This is a genomic window from Nocardia salmonicida NBRC 13393, from assembly GCF_001613085.1.
GTDB lineage: Bacteria > Actinomycetota > Actinomycetes > Mycobacteriales > Mycobacteriaceae > Nocardia > Nocardia salmonicida.
This window is the reverse complement of record NZ_BDBR01000015.1, coordinates 1-23,351: the sequence shown is the minus strand read 5'-3', so window position 1 is coordinate 23,351 and position 23,351 is coordinate 1. Positions and strand designations below refer to the sequence as shown.

20 protein-coding genes are annotated in these 23,351 nt (G+C 66.0%); 3 read left to right on the top strand and 17 right to left on the bottom strand.

Annotation, left to right across the window (positions count from 1 at the left end):
• Positions 1-52: 52 nt before the first annotated feature.
• The 8 genes from NS1_RS17060 to NS1_RS17025 form a co-directional block, all read right to left on the bottom strand.
• Positions 53-820: an SDR family oxidoreductase gene (locus NS1_RS17060; protein ID WP_062985811.1), complete on the bottom strand. Its 768-nt coding sequence runs from the start codon at positions 818-820 to the stop codon at positions 53-55.
• A gap of 69 nt (positions 821-889) precedes the next feature.
• Positions 890-1,639: a 5-deoxy-glucuronate isomerase gene (locus NS1_RS17055; RefSeq protein ID WP_062985807.1), complete on the bottom strand. Its 750-nt coding sequence runs from the start codon at positions 1,637-1,639 to the stop codon at positions 890-892.
• Positions 1,636-2,736, bottom strand: coding sequence for a Gfo/Idh/MocA family protein (locus NS1_RS17050; protein ID WP_084503789.1), 1,101 nt, complete (start codon positions 2,734-2,736; stop codon positions 1,636-1,638). Before NS1_RS17050 ends, NS1_RS17055 begins: the two co-directional genes overlap by 4 nt.
• Positions 2,733-3,920, bottom strand: a complete 1,188-nt coding sequence (locus NS1_RS17045; protein WP_169812790.1) for an N-acetylglucosamine-6-phosphate deacetylase — start codon at positions 3,918-3,920, stop codon at positions 2,733-2,735. Before NS1_RS17045 ends, NS1_RS17050 begins: the two co-directional genes overlap by 4 nt.
• Positions 3,917-5,143, bottom strand: a complete 1,227-nt coding sequence (locus NS1_RS17040) for a glycosyltransferase family protein (protein WP_062985804.1) — start codon at positions 5,141-5,143, stop codon at positions 3,917-3,919. The genes NS1_RS17045 and NS1_RS17040 overlap by 4 nt, the downstream gene beginning before the upstream one ends.
• Entirely contained in the window at positions 5,140-5,889 is a 750-nt protein-coding gene (locus NS1_RS17035) for a polysaccharide deacetylase family protein (RefSeq protein WP_084503788.1), read from the bottom strand. Before NS1_RS17035 ends, NS1_RS17040 begins: the two co-directional genes overlap by 4 nt.
• The gene (locus tag NS1_RS17030) at positions 5,877-6,848 is read right to left on the bottom strand and encodes an NAD-dependent epimerase/dehydratase family protein (RefSeq protein ID WP_255284572.1); all 972 of its coding nucleotides are present in this window, start codon (positions 6,846-6,848) and stop codon (positions 5,877-5,879) included. Before NS1_RS17030 ends, NS1_RS17035 begins: the two co-directional genes overlap by 13 nt.
• Complete coding sequence (locus NS1_RS17025) at positions 6,845-8,209, bottom strand: nucleotide sugar dehydrogenase (protein WP_255284571.1); 1,365 nt, start codon at positions 8,207-8,209, stop codon at positions 6,845-6,847. Before NS1_RS17025 ends, NS1_RS17030 begins: the two co-directional genes overlap by 4 nt.
• A 288-nt stretch (positions 8,210-8,497) precedes the next feature.
• Between NS1_RS17025 and NS1_RS17020 the strand changes: the two genes are divergently transcribed.
• Both NS1_RS17020 and NS1_RS17015 read left to right on the top strand, forming a co-directional pair.
• Positions 8,498-9,904 carry a helix-turn-helix domain-containing protein gene (locus NS1_RS17020; RefSeq protein ID WP_218019936.1) on the top strand — a complete coding sequence of 469 codons (1,407 nt, stop codon included), beginning with the start codon at positions 8,498-8,500 and terminating at the stop codon, positions 9,902-9,904.
• Positions 9,901-10,815 carry an aminoglycoside phosphotransferase family protein gene (locus NS1_RS17015; RefSeq protein WP_062985798.1) on the top strand — a complete coding sequence of 305 codons (915 nt, stop codon included), beginning with the start codon at positions 9,901-9,903 and terminating at the stop codon, positions 10,813-10,815. The genes NS1_RS17020 and NS1_RS17015 overlap by 4 nt, the downstream gene beginning before the upstream one ends.
• A 249-nt stretch (positions 10,816-11,064) precedes the next feature.
• Here the strand turns inward: NS1_RS17015 and NS1_RS40835 are convergent, their stop codons facing one another.
• Positions 11,065-11,235 (bottom strand): hypothetical protein, encoded by a 171-nt coding sequence (locus tag NS1_RS40835; protein ID WP_169812789.1) that lies wholly within the window; start codon positions 11,233-11,235, stop codon positions 11,065-11,067.
• 87 nt (positions 11,236-11,322) lie between these two features.
• Positions 11,323-12,984 carry an ADP-ribosyltransferase gene (locus NS1_RS17010; protein ID WP_255284570.1) on the bottom strand — a complete coding sequence of 554 codons (1,662 nt, stop codon included), beginning with the start codon at positions 12,982-12,984 and terminating at the stop codon, positions 11,323-11,325.
• Between the two features lie 15 nt (positions 12,985-12,999).
• Between NS1_RS17010 and NS1_RS41700 the strand changes: the two genes are divergently transcribed.
• A complete protein-coding gene (locus NS1_RS41700) occupies positions 13,000-13,305 on the top strand; it encodes a hypothetical protein (protein ID WP_255284569.1) in 306 nt (101 codons plus the stop codon).
• Positions 13,306-13,622: 317 nt separating this feature from the next.
• Here the strand turns inward: NS1_RS41700 and NS1_RS17005 are convergent, their stop codons facing one another.
• From NS1_RS17005 to dnaB, 7 genes are all read right to left on the bottom strand, one after another.
• Positions 13,623-14,996: a hypothetical protein gene (locus NS1_RS17005; protein ID WP_062985797.1), complete on the bottom strand. Its 1,374-nt coding sequence runs from the start codon at positions 14,994-14,996 to the stop codon at positions 13,623-13,625.
• 38 nt (positions 14,997-15,034) lie between these two features.
• Positions 15,035-15,520: a hypothetical protein gene (locus tag NS1_RS17000; protein WP_062985796.1), complete on the bottom strand. Its 486-nt coding sequence runs from the start codon at positions 15,518-15,520 to the stop codon at positions 15,035-15,037.
• Complete coding sequence (locus NS1_RS16995; protein WP_084503786.1) at positions 15,517-16,473, bottom strand: ParA family protein; 957 nt, start codon at positions 16,471-16,473, stop codon at positions 15,517-15,519. The genes NS1_RS17000 and NS1_RS16995 overlap by 4 nt, the downstream gene beginning before the upstream one ends.
• On the bottom strand, positions 16,470-18,134 hold the full coding sequence (locus NS1_RS16990; RefSeq protein ID WP_157125251.1) for a ParB/RepB/Spo0J family partition protein: 1,665 nt from the start codon (positions 18,132-18,134) through the stop codon (positions 16,470-16,472). Before NS1_RS16990 ends, NS1_RS16995 begins: the two co-directional genes overlap by 4 nt.
• A 683-nt stretch (positions 18,135-18,817) precedes the next feature.
• Positions 18,818-19,132, bottom strand: coding sequence for an HNH endonuclease family protein (locus NS1_RS41695; protein WP_373864342.1), 315 nt, complete (start codon positions 19,130-19,132; stop codon positions 18,818-18,820).
• Between the two features lie 701 nt (positions 19,133-19,833).
• Positions 19,834-21,858: a cutinase family protein gene (locus tag NS1_RS16980; RefSeq protein WP_062985790.1), complete on the bottom strand. Its 2,025-nt coding sequence runs from the start codon at positions 21,856-21,858 to the stop codon at positions 19,834-19,836.
• Positions 21,859-22,108: 250 nt separating this feature from the next.
• Positions 22,109-23,351, bottom strand: a 1,243-nt coding sequence (gene dnaB / locus NS1_RS16975; RefSeq protein ID WP_062985788.1) for a replicative DNA helicase, incomplete at its 5' end; no start/stop codon positions are given.

Below are 23,351 nucleotides of genomic sequence, written 5' to 3'. Positions count from 1 at the left end.
CCTTGCTGAGAGGCTGGGCCCGCCGCCGCGGGCTGGGCCCAGCCGGGGTTGATCAGGCGGTGCGGTGGACCTTGTGCTGGGCGGCCTGGGCCAGGGGGCGGACCTCGAGCAGATCGATGTCGACATGCGGGGGCCGCGTGACGCACCAGACGATGATCTCGGCGATGTCGGCGGGAACCAGGGGGTTCTCGACGCCCTGGTAGACCGCGTCGATCGCGGTCTGGTCGTTGCCGAATCGGGAGCGCATGAACTCGCCGCCACGCTCGTCGCCGCGCATCATCCCGGGGGCGACCTCGGTGATCCGGACGGGTTCGCCGTTGAGCTCCAGGCGCAGGGTCCCCACCATCGCGGCGAGGGCGTGTTTGCTGGCGGCGTAGGCGGCGCCGCGTTCGTAGGCGACACGGCCGACGGTGGAGCCGAGGAACACGATGTGCCCTCGGTTGTCGATGAGCTGCGGGAGCAGAGCCTGGCTGGTCCGCAGGCTTCCCACGACGTTGGTGTCGTAGGTGGCGTGCCAGTCTGCGACGTCGCTGTCGGCGATCGTAGCTGCGGGAGTGGGGATTCCGGCGTTGTTGACCAGCAGGGTCAGCGGCAGTGGGTGCTCGGCGACGGTCCGGGCGAGCGCCGCGACGGAGTCGGCGTCGGTGACGTCGAGGTGATGGTTGGTGATGCCGGTGGCGCTGGGGTTCTCGGTGCTCAGGCGTCGAGATGCCGCCAGCACGGTGTAGCCGGCCGCGTGCAGGGCGTGGGCGGTGGCCGCGCCGATGCCGACGCTCGCGCCGGTGACGACGGCCAGGCCCCGCGATTGGGTGGTGGTCATGGGTGTCCTTCCTCAGTGTTCGGATGGGATCGGATGGGAGTTCTCGGGTAACCGCGCCGGGCGCGAGGCTCAGGTGTCGAGCAGCCAGGCGTGGGCGGGGTCGGTGTGGAGGGCGAAGTGGTGATCGGTGTCGCCGTGGGCGGCCCACAGGTAGTAGAGGTCGTGGCCGCCAGCCGCGGCGATCGCGTGGTAGCCGTGGGTGACCGTGGCGATGCTGGTGTCGAGGACGACGGTGGAGCAGGCGTCGGCGACGGTGTCGTCGTAGGTGAGCAGCACGCCGAAGCCGGTGGCGGGGCGGACCCGGAACGCGAAGGCTTCCTGCAGCGCGGTTTCACGGGGCGGGTCGCTGATCGAGTGGCGATGTGGTGGATACGTCGACCAGCGGCCGTCGCGGGCGATGGTCTCCCCGAGCAGCAATCCGCCGGTTCGGGGAGGTGCCAGCAGCGTGGTGACTTCACGTTCCCAGCTGCGGTGCCCGCGCGTCTCCGGGGTGACCGCCGTGACGGGGGAAGCGGGCCCGGTGGTGCGGATGTCGCCGAGCGGGGCGTGGACCTGGATCAGGTCCGCGCCGTCGGGTCCGGCGGTGACCGACGCCGCGGTGCTGGCCGGGAAGTACCAGCCGACGGCGGGCGCGGTGAAGGGGTCGGCGCGCTCGGCGATGTGGGTGTCATCGCCGGTTCGGGTGGTGATGTGGCCGGCGATCAGGATCAGGGCCGTTTCCTGGTCGGGGCGGTCCTCGACGGCGAGGTGCTCGCCTGCGGTGAGCAGGTGCCGGGTCAGTGTCAGGCCGTTGGGTGTGCGAGCCAGCGCGGTGGTCATCTCGATGCTCCGAACGTCGTCGTGGGATCTGGAATGGGCAGGGGGTGGTGGGTGAGGCTGGCGGGGTGCATGGTGGCGCCGGTGGCGACCGCGCGCGCCGCGTCGGCCGCGGTGGCGAAGGCCATGCTGTGCTGGTCGGTCACGGCGGCGGGCAGGGCGGCCAGCATCGCGGTGTCGGCGCCGGCGTGGGTGCCCGGTTCTCGCGGGATCTGGTAGCGGGCACCGGGGCCGTTGTGCGGGCGCAGGTCGATCAGGTGCGGGCCGGCGTGTGCGTCGTAGTGGATCGTGAGGGTGCCCGCAGTACCGAACAGGTGGCAGGTGTAGCCCTCGTCGTCGGCGTTGGTGGTGAGCGTGTAGCGCGCGTACGCGCCGGTGTCGTAGGCGATGTCGGCGGCGATCGTGTCGTGGATGTCGGTGCCGGGCAGCAGCATTGGGTCATCTGGCTTGTAGTGCCGGTGTTGCAGGGTCGCGGTGACGGTGCTCGGGTGTGCGTGCAGCCACCAGGCGAGCAGATCGAGGTGGTGGCAGGCCTTGGTGACCTCGAGCCCGCCAGAGGCCGCGCGGCGGCGGTGCCAGCGCTGGAAGTAGCTGGCCGAATGGGAGACGTTGAGCCGGTAGTGGAATTCGGCGTCGGCCACCGTGCCGATCAGCCCGTCGGCGAGCATCTGGTGGACCTGGGTGTGGACGTTGGTGAAGCGCAGGTTGTGCGCGACGAGCAGCACTGCCCCGCCCTGCATTCCGGCGTGAGCGAGGGCTACCGCGTCATCGATAGTGGTCGCCAACGGTTTCTCCACCAGCGCCGCGCACCGCGCCGCGAGGGCTCGCTCGACGAAGTGGCGGTGCTCGGCATCCGGTGTGGCGATGACGACCAGGTCGGGTTCGGTGTCGACGAGGACCTGGTCGATGTCTGCGGGCCCGGCGACGGTGCCCGCGAACCGGTGGCCGTCGTGGTCGAGTGTGTGCTGATCTCGGTCGATCACGGCGACCAGTTCCGCGGCGGCGACCCGCGCGCCGAAGGCACCGTTGAGCCACGGCAAGTACAGCTTTCGGGCGCGAGTGCCCGCCCCGATCAACACGACCCGCATGGGCGTGCTCATCGCGGGCCGTCCGCATCGTCGGCGACGAGTCGGCCGTCGAGCACGACCGACGCCAAGGTCAGATCGGCGTCCCAGAGGGTGAGGTTCGCGCGGGCCCCGGGCCGTAGTGTCCCGATCCTCGGGTAGCGGCCCAGGACTTTGGCCGGAGTCGCGGTGGCCATCGTCAGAACCTCACGGACCGAGGCGCCGGTCAGCGCCCGCATCCGCGCCAGTGTGCTCGACAGCGCGACGATGCTGCCGCACAGGCTGTTCGCCGTGGTCGTGGTGGCGTAGCCGTCGTGCACGCGCCCGGTAGCCGCACCGGTGCGGAACGTGTACCCGGTCGGCAGGCCCATCCCCGCAGTCGCATCCGATACCAGGCACAGCCGTTCCGGGCCGAGGCAGCGTAGGGCGATGGTCAGCAGCTCGGCGGGCAGATGATGGCCGTCGGCGATGAGTTCGGCGGTGAACTCGTCGGAGGCCAGCGACGCCTCGAGCAGGCCCGGCATCCGGTGTACGCCGGGCCGGGTGAGCGCGGATTGGCCACTCCACAGGTGCGCGAGATGGGTCGCTCCCCGGTTCCGGGCGGTCTGGAGCTGGGCCGGGGTCGCCTGGCTGTGGCCGACCGAGACCCGCACGCCGTGGTCGACGAGGTAGGAGATCACGGTGTCGGCCTCGGGTAGTTCCGGTGCGAGGGTCACCATCTGCAGGGCGGTCGGCACCGGCGTCAGCTCGGCGAGCAGCTTGGCCGGAGACCGAAGATGGGCGAGGTCGTGGGCACCGCGCTGGTCGGCGGCCAGGCAGGGTCCTTCCAGGTGCACCCCGGCCAGGGTGGTCGCGTCGTCGTCGGTGAGCAGATCAGCAGCAGTGGCCAGGGCCGCGGCGGTGGCCTGGGCGGTGGTGCTGGCCAGAGTGGCCAGCGCGGTGGTCGTTCCGGCTCGCAGGTGGGTATCGAGGATGTGGCGCCAGGCCGCTGGGTCGGGTTCGGTGAAGTCGTGCCCGAGAGCGCCGTGCAGGTGCAGGTCGACCAGGCCGGGCCCGACCAGTTTCTCGTTGGCCTCGAGCACGCGCGGGTGGTGGCCGCAGCCGGTGGGGTCCGCCGTGACGGTCCCTTCGCAGACCGCGATCTGTCCTTGGGCGGTGTGCGTGGGGTCGGCCAGCACGAGGTTGGACGACCGCACGATCAGGCACCCGGGCGGCCTCATGCTTGCACCATCGGCGCACGCTGCGGCGAGCTCGTGCAGGCGCATCGTGTCCCGGCGTCGGAGCCGGGCAGATGGCGGTCGTAGGAGCCACCGTCCCACAGGTAGCGGGTGCCATCGGTGACGAGCGGATCATGCAGGGCGCGTGCGACTTCGGTGTCGAGGGCCCCGGTCAGCGCCTCGGCGAGGCCGACTTTGCGCAGGATGCCGAGCTGGTGCAGCCGCTCGGAGTGGACTTGCTGTTCGACCTCCCGTATCTGGCGCGGAATCGCGATCGTGTTGACGGCGGTCGCGAGCACTTCGCCGAGCATGTTCGCGCCAGCGGCACCGATGAACAGGTCCGCGGCCCGCATCCACGGCTTCAGATCCGCCTCGTAGGCGCGAACCTCGACCGTGTCGTCGTCAGACCAATACTGTTGCAGCGCCGCCAGATCCGCCGGTTCGAGGTAGGGGCCGGTGACAAGCAGCGCCCGATCGAACGCACTACGCCGTGTGGTCAGCGCCCGCGAAAGCGCTTGCCACAGCTCGCCCGCGCCCTGGCCCCCGCCCATGGCCGCGACCACCAACCGTTGATCAGCGTCGACACCGAGCAGGGTGCGTGCCTGATCGCGGGTGTAGGAGACCGGTTCAGCGAGGTATCCGGTGTAGTGCAACCGTTGTGCGGCTTCGCCGGTGAGACGGTAATACTCGGCGAGGTCGAACACCTCCGGGTGGATGTGGACGTTGAACTGGCAGTAGTGATCGAGCACCCAGGGACCACGGTGTTGGGGACCGAAATACTTGCGCATGGTCTTGTCCCGGTCGAACAGCACCCCGCGCAGGCTCAGCACCGCGTGCGTGGGGTATCGCGCTTCCAGTGCGGGTACCAGTTCGTCGTCGGTGCCGCGCGGGATGTGGTCGCTGATCAGCACTTCGGGTCGGTAGTGGCGCAGGAACGTCGTGATCAGGTCGGCGCGGGCCTGGTGCAGGGTCGCTTCGCTGATGGCTAGGCGCGGGCGTAGGTTCCATCCGCTCGGGTCGTCGAAGTTGGCGAACGAGGGAATCTTGATGAGGTCGACCTCGTCTGGCAACAGGTCCAGGCCCCGGTAGGCGCCGGTGATCCCCGCGATCGAGTACGCCCCCGGTGATCGCAGCAGGTGATGGGCGACTTTGGCTGCTCCGGAGGTGTGGCCCAGGGACCTGCCGTTGTGCCAGTACAGCGCGACGGTGCGCGGGTGCAGGGTCATCGGAGTACTCCTGTGGTTCTGCCGGCGGCGGTGTCGACGCGTCGGGCGTTGTGCTGGGCGGTCGCCGGGTCGGTGTCGGCATCGAGCGCGGCCTGGAACGCGGGCAGGCTCCAACTGGGGTCGACCTGGATGCGCGGCAGGCTGTAGGGGTGGCCGATGTCGACGCGGTGGTGTTCGTCGGTCGTCATCGCCAGCGGGTAGACGCGCGCCACCACGCGCTGCACCCGCAGGTCGTAGGCGCCGTAGGGGTAGACGAAGGTGGTCGGTGGATCGCCGAGCAGCTCGGTGAGCGTTTCCCGGTCACCCAGGACCTGCCACGCGAGGCCGAGATCGGTTGCGGTGGTGAGACGTTGGTGGGTGTAGCCGTGTGCGGCGACGGTGCGCCCGCTCGCGAGCCACCGGCGCACCCCAACCAGATCCGCCATCTGCTCGACGACATGTGGTGTCGATCGCGGTAGGTCGGTGGTGAGGTACCCGCCGCACACGGCCATCACCGCGGGCAGCCCGTGCTGTTCGAGGACCGGCAGGACCGTGGTGATCGTGTTGGTGTATCCGTCGTCGAAAGTGAGCAGCACCGACCTGGCCGGCGGCTGCATACCGGCGGTGAGCATCCGATGCAGGTCGGTCTCGGTCAGCACCGTGTACTGCTCGGCGAGCAGCTGCATCTGGGCGCGGAATCGGTTCAGGGGCACCGACATCGGGTCGGTGACCGCGTCGTCGACGAGGTGATACATCAGGATGTGCATCGACTCACCTCGCTCAGCTGGTGATGCCAGGCGATGGTGCGCTCCAGGCCCTCGCGCAACCCGCAGGTGGTGACGGACGGAAACAGCGCGCGCAGTCGCGTCGGATCGGCGTGGGAATGGGCGACGTCGCCGGGTCGGGGCGCGGTGTGCTCGACAGTGAGTTCGCACCCGAGGAGTTCGGCGATCTCCTCGGCGACCTCGAGGACCGAATGCGGGGTGCCGAAGGCCAGATTCACCGGCCACGGGCTGGTCACCTGGTCGACGATCGCGGCGCTGATCACCTGGCACACGGTGTCGACGAAGGTCCAGTCGCGGGTCTGGGTGCCGTCACCGTGCACCCGGATCGGTTCCTGGGCCAGCATGGCGGCGATGAAGCGGGGAATGACCGCGGCGTAGGGGTGTCCGGCCCGCTGGCCTGGCCCGAAGACGTTGAAGAACCGTAGCGGCAGGACCGGCAGCCCGAAGCTGGCGTGGTAGGCGCCGAGGTAGGCCTCCGACGCCAGTTTGGTCACCGCGTACGGACTCACTGGCATCGCCGCAGAGCTCTCCACGCGTGGCAGTTGAGGGTTCGCCCCGTACACCGATGACGACGAGGCCGCGATCACCAGCGGACCGTCGACCTGGCGGCAGGCTTCCAGGACCTGCAGCGTGCCAGTGGCATTGGCGTGGTGGCTGGCCAGCGGGTGCTGGATCGAACGCGGCACCGACCCGAGCGCGGCGAGATGAACAACCGCATCGGCACCGGCGACCGCGTCGGCGACTGCATCAGCGTCGAGGATGGTGGCGAGGCGGAAGTCGATCGCGGACCGGTCGGCGCCCAGGCTCTCCACGGTGCCGGTCGAGCAGTCGTCGATGACGGTGACCGCCCCGATCGCCGGGTCCCGCAACAGCCGGTGGACCAGGTTCGAGCCGATGAACCCGGCGCCGCCGGTCACCGTGACCCGCAGGCCGGGCTTCACAGCTGCTCCACGGTCGCACCCGCGGCCAGGCGGCCGCGGCAGTCCAGCACGAACGCCGCCTCCGCGGCGATCTGGTCGTAGTCGAAGCAATCGTGGTCGGTCAGCACCACCACCGCGTCCGCAGCTGCCAGCTCGAGGCCCACGTCGTCGGTCACGGCGATCCCCGCCGCCGCGCTGTCCCCTACGAACGGGTCGCACGCCACAACGCGGGCTCCGCGCGCGGTGAGCAACCGGGCGACCTCGATGGCGGGAGATTCGCGGATGTCCCCGCTGCCCGGCTTGTAGGCCAGCCCCAGCAGCAGGATCTGCGCACCGGCCAGGTCACGGTCGCGGGCGCGCAGTGTGTGCGTGAGCCGGTCGACGACCTGGCCGGGTCGACTGTTGTTGATCTGAGCGGCCAGGTCGATCAGCGCGGACCGGCTACCGCCGTGCTGAGCGGCCCACCAGGACAGGTAGATCGGATCGACCGGCAGGCAGTGCCCGCCGATGCCGGGGCCGGGATCGAAGGCCATGAACCCGAACGGCTTGGTCGCTGCCGCGGCCAGCGCCCGTCGGAAGTCGACACCGGCCCGGCGAGCGATCTCGGCCAGCTCGTTGACCACGGCGATGTTCACGGCCCGGAAGGTGTTCTCCAGCAGCTTGGCCAGCTCGGCTTCCTCGCACCGGTCCACCAGCACGACCCGATCGACCAGGCCGCTGTAGAACTCGGCGACCCGGGCCAGCGAGACTGCGTCGATGCCGGAGACGATTTTGGGTGTCGTGGCTACCGTCCAGTGCCGATTGCCCGGATCGATGCGTTCGGGGCTGAAGCCCAACCCGAAATCGACTCCGCGCTTCAAGCCCGACGCTGACTCGAGCACATCACCCAGGATCTGAGTGGTGCCTGGGTAGCTCGTGGACTCCAACACCACGAGCGCGCCTGCACGCAGGTGGACACCCACCAGATGCCCGGCGCTCCGGACGAAGGACAGATCAGGTGCTCCGTCTGTCAGCGGTGTGGGTACGGCGATCACCGCGATGTCGAAGCCGACCAGATCCCGCGGACGCGATGACGGCCTGTAGCGTCCGCTGCTCAGGGCTGATTCCAGTGCGTTGTCGGCGATGTCCTCGATCGGCGAGCGGCCCGATTTCAGGTTCTCGACCTTGGCTCGGTCGGTGTCGAAGCCGATTACGTGGTGGCCGACATCGGCGGCATGCAGCGCCAGCGGCAGCCCGACGTAGCCCTGCCCTACCACCACAACCCGCAAGGGCCGCACAGCAACTCCCGCTTCTGGCTGGCTATGATCGGGCGCGGCGAGCTTTCCTGGATCGGTCTCCATTTCACCGGTTTCTGGTTGCGTGCACGAGACGATCTGGACCATGGATTGCCACCTTCCCGACGCGGTTGACCACACCGTCACCGCATGCACTCGGCTCCCACCGATGCTCCGCGAAACGTCTTGACCAGCCGTGGCTTTCGCTAGTTCATCGAGGATTCACCTGCTGGCCCGGTGCAGGTAAGCGGCGGCGCCGGTCTGCTCGACTCGTCACTTCGATGACAGGCGGCACTAGTCAATTTCGTTGGTGCCGAGCATTTCCCGGAGATATGACCGAGGACCTGGGAACGTGGTCGAGATCAGGTGGCCACCGATCAGGATGGAGCACTCGCGTTGAGTCCACAGCGAAGTGAAGTCGCGGCGGCGACCTGGGAATCCCCGCAGATGCGCCGCGCCCTGGCTGCCCGCGATCTCAAGGTGGTGTTCGACCTGCTGCAGCGCAGCGGAATCGGCCAACGTCAGATCGCGCGGATGACTGGCTTGTACCAGTCCGAGGTCTACGAGGTGATCCGCAAGGGCCGACGGATCCAAGCCTGGGACGTCCTCGTGCGGATCGCCGACGGGCTCGGCGTCCCGCGCGGCTACATGGGTTTGGCGTTCGACGATCCGCTCTCCTACAGCCTCGACCAGGCGGCTGCGGCCTGCACCGCAGATGCCACCGAGCGCGAGGAAATCAAGCAACTGCTGTCCCACGCAGCCAACGTCACGATGGGCACCGACGACGACACCGCGGCCATCTGGTGGCAACCCCTCGATGCGGACGCAGAGCCCGCGCCGGCGCCCGAGAGCATCGGGAGCACCGACATCGCGCGCATGACCTCGCTGACCGCGGCCATGCGCACCCTGGACTATCGGTTCGGCGGTGGGGCTTGTCGCGACGCCATCGCGGCCCAGGTCCGCTGGTCACAGCAACTGCTCAACTCCTCCGGTACCGAAGCCACCCACCGGCAGCTGCGCTCAGCGCTGGCTGACATGCACAATCTCGCCGCGTGGACCAGCTTCGACCTCGGGCTCTACCGATCGGCCCGCAAGCACTTCAAGCGTGCCCACACGATCGCGCACAAGGTCGGCGATCACTCCCTCGCCGCCAACGTGCTCTACCGCGCCGGGCGCCTGCACCTGCACCGCGGCGGCGAGACGAGCCACAGCAACAAGCCCGATCCGGCGATGTATCGAGTTGCGCTGAAGTTCTTCCAGCTCGGCCAACTGGAGGCACAGAACGCCGGCTGCCCGCTGACCGTGGCCATGCTGTGCGCCAACGAGGCATGGGCCTACGCACTGCTCGACGACCGCGCACAGATGCAGCGATCCCTCGGCCGAGCCCAGGACGAATTCACCCGCTCCACCCCCGACAATGTCCAAGCCTGGATCCAATTCTTCGGCGACGCCGACCTCAACGCCTCGATCGGCGTCGCGCTCACCGCCCAACCCTCGCCAACACCGGCCGACATGCAGGTCGGCATCGACCACCTCACACGCGCCATCAGCATGCGCGGGCCCGAGATGACCCGAAGTCGATGCTTTGAATCCACAGCCCTGGGATGCGCCTATCTGCGCATCGGAGCGACCGAGCTCGGCCTACAGGCCGGACGACAAGCAGTCACCGCGGCATCTACAGTGCGGTCCGTGCGCACCATCCACCGACTCAAACCACTACAAGACCTCGCCCTAGAACCCGCACGGGAACCGGACCTCCACGAGTTGGCCCAGTCCATTCGTACGTTGCAGGAGTCGGTATGACACAGCCGACCTCGGAAGATACTGCCCCAACAGCAAACTGGACCCGCACCGTCCTGGAGTCAGCCTGCACGGAAGTCGGCCTCGACGCCGACGGCGCGACGCTGGCGAAGTTCACCAACAACGCGGTCTACAACCTCACCGCAAGCCCGATCACCGTCCGAATTCCAGGCTCGACCGCCATCCGGCAACGGGTGCCCAAGGTCATCACCGTCGCACGCTGGCTGGCCCTACATGACCTCCCAGCGGTCCGGCTCGTCGACGACCTCCCACAACCGCTCCGTCTGGGCGAGCACACCATCACCTTCTGGCACACCGTCACTCCCGGTTCGCCCACCACGTCGTCGCCCAACGGCATCGAGCTCGGCGAGATCCTGCGCCAACTCCACGCACTCCCACCGCCATCCGACCCACTGCCATCGTGGAACCCTCTGCACGCGATCTCCCAGCGAATCCAGGAGGAGGACGTCCTCAGCCCCGTCGACCACCAGTTCCTCCTCGACACGGTCGAGGAGCTCTCCGAGGGCCTGGCATCCATGCAGCCGATGATGCCCCCCGGGCCGATTCACGGTGACGCCTTCACTGGCAACCTGATTCAGAGCAGCGCAGGCGCGGTCATCTGCGACTTCGACGGCGCGGCACACGGCCCTCCCGAATGGGACCTCACCCCCGTCGCCGTAGGGCATCTTCGAATGGACTACGCCACCAACTTCCATCAGCAGGTCGTCGACACCTACGGAATAGACGTGACCACATGGAGTGGGTTCCCGATCCTGAGGCGCCTACGGGAATTTCAACTGGTTACGAGCGTGCTCCCTGTGCTGTCCGCCAATCCGTCTCTGAACGAGCAATGGCGCCACCGCTTTACCAGCTTCCAACGGAACGACAATGCCCGCTGGTCGCCATATAGGTAGAAACGTCGTTGAGCCGGATCGGCGGGTCGGGCGCGAGAACGAAATCCGGGATTCGCATCCTAGGCAGCCTCGCAATCGCCCACTGCCTCGCAATCGCCCACTGCCTGCTCGTCCACCCCGCAGCACAGATATCGGACTGGCATCCGTGCTCGAAAAAGGGCTATGAGCTTTGCAAATGGCATGTCCCTGCGGATTCACTACGCACCGGGAGCCTCATCACCAGACCCCCAGGCTCACGGCGTTCTGGCTTCAGGAGTGGTTGGTGCTTGCGAGTGCGATGGCGGCATCACGAATGACGATTTCGTCTTCTTCGTCGAGGTCGGCCATGCGCGCGATTGACGCGGCGATGGCTTCTGGGCTCATCCCTGCGTCGAGTCGCAGTCGGATCTCAGCGAGTTCGTCCTCACTCAGCTCGGCCATGGGTAGCGTCCTCTCATTCCGTCATTCCCGTGCTGACCACGATAGGCCAGGGACATGCTATTTCCGCAGGATGCAGCAGGGTCGGGGTCATGCGGCGGCCGCGTACGTCTGGTCTTCCGCTTCTGCGACGAGGTCTTCTGCGACGAGGTAGACCGTCGGCCGGCCCGCGACGCCGTTCTTCTCGACCTTGACGCATCGCAGGTTCGCGCCAGGTGGAATCACGACTTCGTCTTCGCCGGAGTACTGGCTGATCGACTTCACTGGCAAGCCGTCTCGGGTGCGGATCACCATCATGTAGGGCGGGTGGCCAGCAAAGTTGACGGCCGTCTGCTGCCGGGTCGAGCAGCTCGTGACCTTGCCGATCTCCACTCGTGCCCCGACCGTGAATGCTGAGTCGAGGTACTCGTCGGTCGTGCCTTTCCATCCTGAGGGAACCTTCGTTCCTCGCATGACGGTCATAGGGGTCATGTTGGGGTTCTTCTCACCGAATTTGTCGAAGGCCGACTCCAGTTGGGCGACGGTCGACTTCACGCTCGGCGCCGGCGAAGAGTCGCGGCCGGTGATCGCTGCATTGATCGACCGATAGCTGCCGCCCGTATAGGTCCTCAGGGCGGACCTTTCCTTGCCGGTGAGCTCCTTCTGGACGAATTCGGCGTTCGACGATGTCAGTGTGCTGATGCTGGAGGTCTTCACCTGTCCCCCGCTGGTGTTGAATCCCCATGCGGCGAGGTTTCCCGCGCGCTGGCCGATGACCGCGTAGTCGGTGGAGGTTTCCTTCCCCCAAGCGCGGATTCCGCTGCGCGCGAGATTCTTGTACTTCTCCTCCCCCAGCGTGCCGGGTGGGATTCCGTGGTCGAAGTGCGGAATCGTGCCGCCACCGCGGGTAGGTGTTCCGAGCGCGCTGCGGCGGGCCTTGGCGTAGGCAGCATCGGCTTGCGATTTGGTCGCGCCGGCCGCCAGCGCTGCCGTGCGGGCCTTCTCCCCTGCTTCGTTCGCGGCCTTTTCGCGCATGGCGCGCTTGTGGCGTTTTGCGCCGTCGAAGACTTCGGCGCGGACCAGGCCGCCGCCGACAGAGTCGGCGAGCTTGGTCTGCGCTTCGGACATTCCGGCGTCGATGATGGCCTGCTGCGCTTCAGGGGTCGTGGCTTTGCCACTAGCGGCCTTTCCTGCGAGCTCGAGGATGAGGTCGGCCTTCGTCTCGTAGGCCTGCTTCTGCATCGGCGCCGCGTCGGCGCCGGGCTGTGCGATCGGTGACAGGATCGGGATCCTGCTGGCTTTGGTCAGGGCGTCGTGTTTGCTGCCCGCCGAGGCCACCGGATGGTAGGCGTCCCCCTTCTTCTGCAGCACCATGAAGTCGCCGGAGTACCGGCGGTAGATGGCGGTGTCACCATCGAGCACGCGGCCCTCGACGATGTTGACCCCGTCGCCGGTCTCGAGCGGCAGTTTCGCTGTCGTGTAGACCGTGGTGTCACGGGCTGTCCCGGCCAGGGCTACAGGGCCGGATTCACCCAGCGCGGCTGCGGCGTCGGCGGCATGGCTGCGGTTGACCGATCGTGCGATCGCCTCGACATCGTCGTCAGTCAGGGTTGCGAGGTACGCGTCGCGTTCGGCGTCGGTGGCCAGGTCTTCGCGCAGTCCGTATTTGGCGGCCGCGAGGTCGTCCTCAGCGTGCTCTTTCCGCGTAACCGCCTCTGCGTATTCAGCCTTGGCGACGTAGACAGCGGCCTTCTTGGCGACTGCCTCTTCCATCTTGGCCTGGTCGGCTTGGTCGGCTTCGGCAGCCTTGGCTGCGGTGCGGGCGTGGCTGCGGAGCCTGTTGACCTTCTTGTGGGCTTCGTAGCGTTCTTGCTCGGCGGCCGCGAGCGCTACTTCGGCGGCCTCGACGGCGGCCTGGGCGGGCGTGATCTTCGGGCCTGCGAGTTTGTCTCGCTCGGCCTGGGCGAGAGCAATGAGAAGTTTCGCCGAGGGCGGATTGGCGTGGTCGCTCGGCATCGGGGTGTCGCCGAGGATCTTGGGATCGATGCCGAGGCCGGCCATCAGCTCTGGGAGCATGCTGGGCGGCGCGGCTAGGACCGCGGCAGCGGTCTCGACCAATCCCTCGTTCTTGAGGTGGTCTACTACCTTTTTGCGGGCGAGGCGGCCTAGCCGACGGTTGCCATTGGCCTTCATTGCGGCGGCTACGCTTCCGCAGTTCGGGCATCGGCGGCCGCCCGTATGTTTGCTGCGGCACATGCCCGAATAGAAACACTTGACAGGGGCGACCACCAAAGATGCTCGTCGGCTATCGCCTCATTGTCGGCCAAATCGGGCGGCTGAACTGCATAAATGACACGTCCCCCGACGCCTGACTCCTCTGCGGGGAATCTGGAGTCGGGGGACGCACAGTGTTAGCTGGCGAGTGCGGATGCCAGACGGTAGGGATGGGCGTCATCGACGATTCGCGAGACGGTGCGCTCCCGCATCCCGACCTGGGCTGCGACCTGTGTGGGGTTCATCGCTCGGTCGAAACTCAGGTGCAGGATCTCGGCGACCACCGCAGGGTTCCGCCCGATGGCGCTCGAGCTGAGACGCTGCGCGACCTCGGTCCAGTCGCGAACTGTCCCCGAAGCCGATGCCACTTCGCGGATGATCGGGACGACAGCAGGCTCGACCGGCCGGGCCGGTTCGGAATCGGCCCGCAGGTTCAGGACCTCGGCGACCTGCTTCTCCCCCACTGCGCCCTGGCGCGTGAGTTGGAGGGATCGACTGCGGCGCGCAGGGTGGTAGGGAACTCGACGTGGTTGCACAGCCCGTCGAGCGGTCCGCAAGGTGGGACTCCGGCGTCGAGACGAAACCTCGACCTGCTCCGATTCGACTACGGCGGTCTCGATGGGGTGTTCCGCGATCGCTTGCCCGGAATGGCCCGCAACCTTGGACGCTTCCGGATGGTTCGTCGCGGCGGCGGCACCGTCGAGCTCGCCGGCAGCCTTCGCGACGGCCTTGCTGTAGCGCTGACTCATCGCGTGGTGGATGAGGATGGCGACACCGATCATGGTCGGTGCCACGGCGTGCGTGCCGAAGCCGAAGAGGTCCGGGTTGCGGATGTACGGAAACGTGTTGAGAAGGATCGTGAGCACGAGAAGGCCGATCTCCGCCGCCATCACCTTGCCCCGGCCATCTGTGATCCCCCACTGAGCCGCCTTCGGTGTGCCGACCATCAGGACGACCAAGCACACAGAGACGAGCGCCTCGATGAAATATGCAGTCCACCAACTGGGGTCGGCCCAGGTGGTGTTCGGGGCCAGATTGTGCTGAACGTTCGTCGCCGAGATCACCATGGCAGCGATGACCACCGCCGCCATAGCCCACGCCGACCTACTCCGGTGGGTGTAGAGGTCGGCGAGCTGTGCGTGAGGACTCGCGGTGCGCTGGTGCTCTGCTAGAGCGCGCTGAGCGCGCAGTTGGTCGCGAAGCTCGGACGCTCGGATCTTGGATTGGATGCGCTGTTCGTCGGCCTCGGCCCGCAGCTGGTCCATCGCGGCACGCTTTTCGGCTTTGATTGTCGCCGTGGCGATTCGGCGTTGCTGACTACGGTGGCGGCGCCGGATCTTCTGGGCGTCGTCTTGCGCGGCCTTCAGTTCGCCATCGGTCAGCATCTCGATGAGCGCGGGGTCGGACTGGATCGCAACGCGCCCGCGCGCGCGATCTATCTGCTGTGCCAGTGCGGCGACGCTGTCGGGTTGAGCCGGGGTTTCGCTGGTCAGATCTGTTGGGTGTGTCATCACCGGATGCCTTCTACGACTGGGAATTTGGGTGGATTTCAGCTCGTGTGCTTTCGCGGTGGGCCCCGCCGGAGCCGGTCGGCGGGGATCCAGTTCCGACCGTGCTGTCGCTTCAGGTCCGCGATGTGGTCGCTGAGAGCTGTTTCGAGGAAGTCCCTGAGGGTGTAGGTGGGGTGTCGAGCCTTCATGGCGTTGACGGTTCCGAAGCAGCGGCCGCGGATGTGGGGAGCGATCCACGATCGCAGCGGCTCAACGTCTCCAGCTGCTCGAGCTTTCGGGTTGATGCCGCCGCGGCGCAGTTTGATTGCAGCAGGCCATGGTTCACCCCGGTTGTAGGCATCCTCGAGGGTTGCGCCGTAGGCCGAGATCGCGTCTTCGACGAGCTGCCGGAGGCTGTAGGTGCTGTCGATGTCGTCCTGCATGCCAGTGACGGTGCCGATCACCTCGTGGGCGAGGTCGGCAGCGATCTCACTTTGCAGCAGGACGCCTCTCGATGCGTCTACGAACACCTCGTCGCCTCTCAAATGACGACCACGCCCTTCTTGGCCATCCAGTCGACGACGTTCTCCTGGTCCTGTGTGACCGGAGAGTCTGGAACCCAAAGCAGCAGAGGTTCGCGTGCGGCATAGGATTCGGCCGCGGTAACTGCTTCACGCACAGTCGGAGTGACCAGGTCTCCGTAGCTTTCGCAGAGTCGCTCGTACATGTCGACGTAGAAGCGGCCGTGGGTTGCCGGCCTGATGCGTGTCGGGATGATCCCGAGCACCTCGACCTTGTCGAACTCAGCTACTTCCGCGACGAGGTCGATCGCTTCCTTGAGGTGGTCTCCTGTCGACTTGTCGTCGGGAGTCACCACACAGAAGGCTCCAGATCGGCCTTGAGCGTCGTTGTTTGCGCCACGAGCTGCCCACCGGAGCGCTAGGTAGGTCATCGTGGTGACAGTGCCGTGCAGGTCGAAGATCTCGATATCCGGGATCTCGTCGTCCGGCCGGCCTTCATCGATTCGGTCGAGGGCCCGAAGGGCCTTTTCGGCACCCATCGGATCGCGGTCGATTGCGGTGACGGCAGATCCCAAAGTGGCGCCGGTGGAGCCACTCCCGGAAGGCACGAGCGTCAGTCGCCGCAGCCAGATTTCCTGTTCGGGTGTCTGCGGGGCGATTCCGCCCTTGTCTGCGGCCTCTTCCTCGGTCGCGCGATAGATCGGCACCTCGGCTTCACGCAGTGTGGGGGCTCGTCGTCCGGACGGGGCCGCGGCATCCTCCACGACTTCCACGCCTCCGAGTACTTCGCCGAGCACGAAATCGGGCATGTTGTAGTGCAGGTATTTGCTGGTGTCGCCCTGCTGGTCGCCGTCGATGAAGCGCACGGTCAGGCCTCGGCGGGCCAGGGCGCAACCAAGGTTGACGCACTCAGTGGTCTTGCCGCTTGATCCGCCGGCTCCGACGACTACCAAGCGGATGGGCCTTTTGCTGCTCATGGGTTCTCCGTATCACTCAGATGCGCGTGGTCGTAGTCGGCGAGGGTGTAGTGACCGAGGGCGGCCAGCCGTTTGACGTGGCGCTGGACGGGCATCGGCCAGGGTCCGTTCGTGGCGTAGTAGTCACGGGCGGCTTCGGCTTCGAGCGCGCCGAGCGCGGCGGCAAACGCGACGCGTTGGATGTCGGCGCGGTTGGCGGTCGCGAGTGTGGCCTCGATCGATTCGGCGCTGATGTTGTATCCGGCGCCTTCGGCGAACTCTGTGGCGTCTTCGAAGTCGACCCAGTGGGCAGCAAGGACGGCGTCGGCGAGCACATCGGCGAGGAGGCCGTTGTCGGGCGCTTTGGCGACCAGCCGACGCATCGCGGCCAGCCGGTCCTCGTGGGCGGATTTGGCGGCCCGCAGTGCCTGGTCGATGGCCTCGACGTCAGCAGGATCGTGCGGAGCGGGCACGTCGGCTATTCCATTGGAATAACCCGCTTCTCCCCCGCCTTCGGGCTCGCTGACTATTCCATTGGAATGATCGGCGACGTCGGCGACGCCTTCTTCGGCTTCTTCGGCTTCTGCCTCGGTCACATGGAACCGCGGAGCCGCGTCTTGAGAGTAGTAGGTCACCCTCCCGGTGTCGTGAACGACGGCTCCGGCGAGCTTGCCTGCGGTCTGTACTTCGTCGAGCTCGGTGTCTCTGAGCTCGTGCTGCCAAGCATCGGCGCCGAATAGTTCCTTGGGATCAATTTCGGCGATGCTGCCCTCGGCCAACGCTTTCCGCGCTGCTGCGGCGGCGGCTTCCTTCTCCGCACGGACCGTCGCCTTGTTGACCGAGACCCGGACAGCTTCTGCTACACGATCAGGCCGGTCGCGCTCTTCCTCTGACAAAGAGGCGATGGCCTCCAGGAACACTGACTCCTGCGAGTCCTCGGCGAGACTGAGCAGTTCCCGGGCGGCGTGGGGACTAACCGTGCGTGCATCGACTGCGTCCTGAACTACTTTCGGCAGCTTCAGCAGCTGCATCGACTTGCTGATCCGCGGCTGACCGAAACCGACGGTCGCCGCCAGCTCGGATTGGCTGATCTTGGCGTAGGTCTGTAGGCGCAGATACCCTCTGGCCTCTTCGATCGGCGAGAGGCGCTTCCCCAGGATGTTCGTGGCAAGGAAGACCGCTGCTGCAACCGCGGGGTCAGCGAGCTCCTCGCGCAGGATGTACGGGAGGTCAGTGACGCCCGCAGCCAACTTCGAAGCGCCCCATCGGCGATGGCCGTCGATGAGGATGACTTCGTGTTCTTCCGGGATGAGCTCCGCCATCTCGGGTTCGAACGACAGAATCGATGCCCGGCTCACGACCAGAGGTGCAGTCAAGACGCCAACGAGTTCGATGTTGGCGGCGAGCTCCGTCAGTTCGGATTCGTCGAGGTGCCGGTGTTCGGGGTTGAGCGGGTGAGGGCCGATACGGTCCAGCGCGATACGAGGAAGCTCCGCGACCTCCAGCGGGCTCATCGCCTCCGCTTGCTTCTGCGCTTCCTGAATGAGCCCTGCGGCGGACTTCATTTCCCCGCCTGAGGCAGTTCGGGTTGTGGCAGTCTGCGTCGCCTTCTCGGCCGCCGCACTGCCGGATTTTCCGCGTGCCATATGCACCTCCTGGGAGTGAAGCATGTTTGCGCCCACCAGCCGCAGGCGACATTAATAATACTATGGTCACACGTATTCCATTGGAATACAAGCTTGTTGGTAGGTGAGTTCAAGGTGTGAGCCCTACGAGCGTGGCGAGCAGTCCGATAGCGGAGGGCCCGTGTGGCGATCGGCGCGCAGGCCTGAGATCGCTTACAGCATGGAAGCATAGGGGAGCTTCCGCCGACACGTACAGCCTCCTCGAGCGACACTCCGTATTCCAATGGAATATTCACCACGCCGATCAAAACCGCGCATACACGCCGCGTCTACCTCTGCTCACCGGCGGCGGGTTATGGGCTATTCCATTGGAATAGCTCAGTCGCACCGAGCCACCCGACGGCCACCCCGAAGCGACGGATCGGTCCAGACTATTCCAATGGAATAGCTCGCCGCACTCAGCCCGACGACCTGCGGCTTCGAAGCGGGTGAGCCGCAGGGTATTCCAATGGAATAGCCCTGGACATCGAAGTGCCCCCGAGGAGCCTGGGGGGGAGAGGCTGCTGCGGGGGCACTTCCAGTCGACCGAGTGGGGGGAGCCCGGCGACCTGTCTCGCAACGTACGCCGGACGGCGACGGCAGGTCAAACATCATTCGTACTCATCAGCGGGTCGATTTCGTCCTCGTAACGGGGGCGAACCTGCATCGAACCCTATTTCGTCACTGTGACATTCGATCTTTCAGGGACAGCCGACGAGTGCGGTGGCGACTTCTGCGCGAGTGACCATCAACTGGTAGCGCTGGGCAACGCTCAGGTACCGGCGGACGTACTCGCACGCGAAGGATGCGTTCTTTGGCACCCAGGTGTCGAGACCTTGATCCGACTTCGACTGGTTCGCTATGCCCGCCACTGCAAGCAGGTTCAGATCGATGTCGTTGGCGAACCTTACCCGCTGGGAGGTTGTCCAGCGGGACGCCCCAGCCTTCCATGCTCGCGCGAGCGGGAATACATGGTCGATCTGGACCTGACTGGGTTCTTCACCCGTGAAGGCGATCGTTGCCCCGGTGTAGGGGTCGTGCAGTGTGCCGGATTAGACCTTGCAGCCGCGGCTTCCGGGTTTGTGGACGACATCCTCGAGCTGAGCGGCCAGCACATCATTGCGGGTGTCGCACCCGTTGTGCGCGCCTGGACCGTCGTAGTCGTCAGTCCACGACTGTCCGAATGAACATCCTTTGCCCGCAGCGCAACTGCGCTCATACCCTCCGATCGCATCAAGTTTGTCGACGACTGTCAGTGATCCGACCAGCTCGCGAATGTCCACCACAGCAGTCGAATTCGGAGAGATGGTCGGGGCGTCTGGCTGGGGTGGTGCGCCCGAGGTCACCTCGATGCCGACTACCGCCATCAGCGCGCAACCTGCAACTACGCTTACCCACCACGATGGTTTCATCGGAGCTCTTCCCTTCCAGCCGAATTCGGCCGAGATCGAACTGGCAAGCATCCTGCACGGCGCCCGAGTTCATCGACCGTTGGCTGCTGCTGGGCTGCATCCAGAGCCGACCGGCCACCCGGCGTTCTCGCGACGCCCGACGTGGAACAGTGATTGATTTCCTGGACACACGAATACCGAGATTCCCTTGCCCCGGTATCGCTTTCGGGCAGCTCTCGCATCCGCCCTCGTCAGGTAGCCGCGATGGTTGCAGCTACCGCACCACGTCCACCGGTCTGTGGGCTTGTGCGCTCGTGGGGCGGCCCTCATACCGACCGTCCGATCTGCAGGTTGATCCAGTCGCTCATCCACTGGATCGCCGTTCTGCCTGCGTTGTCAACGACAAGGTTTCCGTAGCTCGTATGTGAACCACCAGCGAAGAAGCTGGCTGCGGTCAGGCCTTCGCTCACCAGGGTCGCGAGGTCGGAGGCACCCTGCGACTGCGCCATTGAGGCGACCGAGTTCGTGAGGCCGGACAGATCGAAGTTCTCGGCCTGCTTGGTGATGGTGGAAACCGCGGAGTTCGACTGCTTGCCGAGCAGTTCGACCGGCGTCTTACTCGCTGTGCCGGTGAGCATGTTCGTTGCGACGCTGGCCAGATCGAGCCCGATCGGCAGGAGCCCGGTGAGCGCTGCGCCGGCGCCAACGGGATCTGGCGCTTGTCCCGCTGGGGGAGCGAGCTTTTCGATGACGGACCAGGCGACTTCCTGGATCTGTCCGACGAGGTTTGCGAGCTTGACGACGTCGACTTTGGACAGGATGGATACGACCAGTGCGGCGATCTGGATGTAGCCGCCGGTCGGGTCCGGGATGATCGACAGGATCGAGGAGATCCACTCCAGGTCGACGTTTGCGGCCATCTTGACCAGGGGCTCGAATTGCGTGTTGAGCTTCCGGGCTACGTCGTGGGCTCCCTGGGCGTCGAGCGCTGCGACCTTCTGGGGGAGGAGAACCAGATTCGCCAGAATTCCCGCAAGGTCGAGGCTGGTGACGCCGGTGACCACGTTGAGTGCCTGGCTCACCACTGTCGCCGGCTTGAGAACGCTCAGGACACTACTCGCCGAGCTGAGTACGTCGCTGGGTGTGGAGCTCAGTGGAGCGATCTGGGTGCTCAGACCGTTGGAGGCCGACGAGAGTTGGGATGCTTCGGGTGCGCTCGTCGACAGGGTGTTGGTGTTGGCCCCCATCAGGTTGGCCGCGGTGTTCGCGATCGAGGTGACAGTGGACAGTGCGCCGGAGAGGTCGCTTTGCCCAGCGGCGGTCAGGACTTGGTTGGCCGAATTCTCCGGGCTACCGGCAGGAGCAGTCGACAGTTGGCCAGTGGCTGCGGACCCTGCTCCGGAGCTCAGCAGATCGGTGAGGGGTGTGATTGAGCCCAGCAGGGTGTTGGCCGACTTGGCGACTTTCTGGAGATCGATGGTGCCGTTTTGTGGCGTCAGACCAGCGATGAGTTCGCTGGCTGCTGAGCCCATGTTGGGAAGATCCGCCTTCGAGAAGTCGGAGGTGAGAGCTGTCGCGATCTTGGAGTTGTTGTTGCCAACTCCGGGGGAGTCACCGCCTGTGGTGCCGGTGCCGGTGCCGGAGTCAGTACTCGGGGATTTGCTCAGGATTGTGCCCAGTGCACCGAGGACGGGATTCGATGTCTTGTTCGCCGCGCAGTACAGGTCCTCGGAGGCGCAGATCGACGCTACTTTCCCGGACAGCGCCCCCATGCCGTCAGGGCGAGGGTCAGCGATTCCAGAGTTGGCGGTCTTTGGCCCGACTGTCGTTTCGCCCTTCGTCCCGTTTCCTGGATCGGAGATCAGGCCTACAGCGAGTACGCGATCCGCTGATACCGGGCCTCGACCGTTCCCGATAGCGGAGGCAATGTCGCCGGCCGCATCGGCTCCTTGGCTGTAGCCAACGATCGTGAATTGCGTGCCACGGCATTTTGCGGCGTAGTCGCGCAGCACGGCCGTCCCGCCATCGACTGCGGTCTTCTTGGAGTCTGCGTAGGTGTGGCCGTTGTCGAAGGCGCGGGCCATGTAGGGCAGGTTGTAGACCTCCGCGCGATCGCCCTGCTGGCTCTTGATCGCCTGCGCGATCGGGGCAGTCATTCCTACCGGCTCACTGGGGTTCGCGTCCTCACGGGTCTCCCAGGTGCCCGGAATGATGAGGTTGAAGGTATCGGCGCACCCAGTGGGCAGAGCTGACGCTGTTGCAGGGAGAGCCGCGCTCGCGACACCCGTTGCGACCGTAGCGGTCACCAACGTTGTGATCGCTCGAACAGATTTCGAGCGTTTGATGGTCATGTTGTGCACCTCAACTTCGCCGGAGCTGACAAGATGGTCATCTCGCCACCTTCGTGGGCTGGTGAATCCGCCTGGTAGCGGACGTTTTGTCGACAGTGTGCGAAATTTGAGGCAGGCAACTCAAACATCTATTCGCCTGGCCGACTCCACCAATCCGCACGACGACGCGGAGTCACACGACCAGCAGCGCCAGAACGTTGAAAAGCGCCCAGTAACCTGCGCCGATGACATGTCCCCACCGGGCAGGGGCTCAAGCGCCTCTGGCGAGATCGACAAACCGGCTGTACTGCAGCTGATGGGCCACGGTGATCGTGGCTGTTGGCCCATTGCGGTGCTTGCCCACGATCAAGTCCGCTTCTCCTATTCGCGGATCGTCGCGGTCGAATGCGTCGGGCCGATGTAGCAAGATGATCATGTCCGCATCTTGTTCAATCCCACCGCTTTCGCGCAGGTCAGCCACCATTGGCCGCTTATCGATCCGCTGTTCGGGCCCTCGGTTCAGCTGGCTGACCGCTATCACGGGAACCTCTAACTCCTTGGCGAGAAGCTTGAGTGCTCGTGAGAATTCGGCGACTTCCTGCTGGCGGGACTCGACCTTCTTGCCGGAGCTCATCAGCTGCAGGTAATCCACGACGACCAACTTCAAACCGTGCCGCTGCTTGAGGCGACGGGCCTTAGCTCGGATCTCCATCAGTGTGAGATTCGGTGAGTCGTCGACGAACAGCGGCGCGTCGGCGACTTCACTCATCCGCTGGGAGAGTCGCACCCAATCGGTGTCGTTCATCCGACCAGAACGCATGTCCGCGAGCTTGATTTTCGCCTCGGCCGACAACAGGCGCATGACGATCTCGGTCCGGCTCATCTCAAGCGAGAAGATGACACTGGCATGGCCGTGTTTGATTGAGCAGCTCCGCAACACATCCATTGCCAGGGTGGATTTCCCCAGGCCAGGCCGAGCCGCAACGATGATCATTTGGCCCGGATGCAACCCATTGGTGAGCTCGTCGAGTTCGGTGAAGCCGGTGGGGATGCCGGCAGATTGTCCGCCGAGCGAGGCGATGACGTCGAGTTGATCGAGGGTGGGCTGGAGGAGTTCTTCCAGCGGGGTGAAGTCCTCGGTGGTGCGGCGTTCGGTGACTTCGTAGATTTCGGCCTGGGCGCGGTCGACCACCTCGGCGACGTCCTGGCCGTCGGCGCCGGCGTAGCCGAACTGGACGATGCGGGTGCCCGCTTCGACGAGGCGGCGCAGGATGGCCTTCTCGGCCACGATCTCGGCGTAGAAGCCGGCGTTGGCCGCGGTGGGGACGGTCTGGGTGAGGGTGACCAGGTAGGGCGGGCCGCCGATGCGCTTGAGTTCGCCGCGGCGGTCGAGACCGGCCGAGACGGTGACGGGGTCGGCGGGTTCGCCGCGGCTGTAGAGGTCGAGGATGGTGTCGTAGACGGCCTGGTGCGCGGGGCGGTAGAAGTCGCCGGGGCGCAGCACCTCGATCACG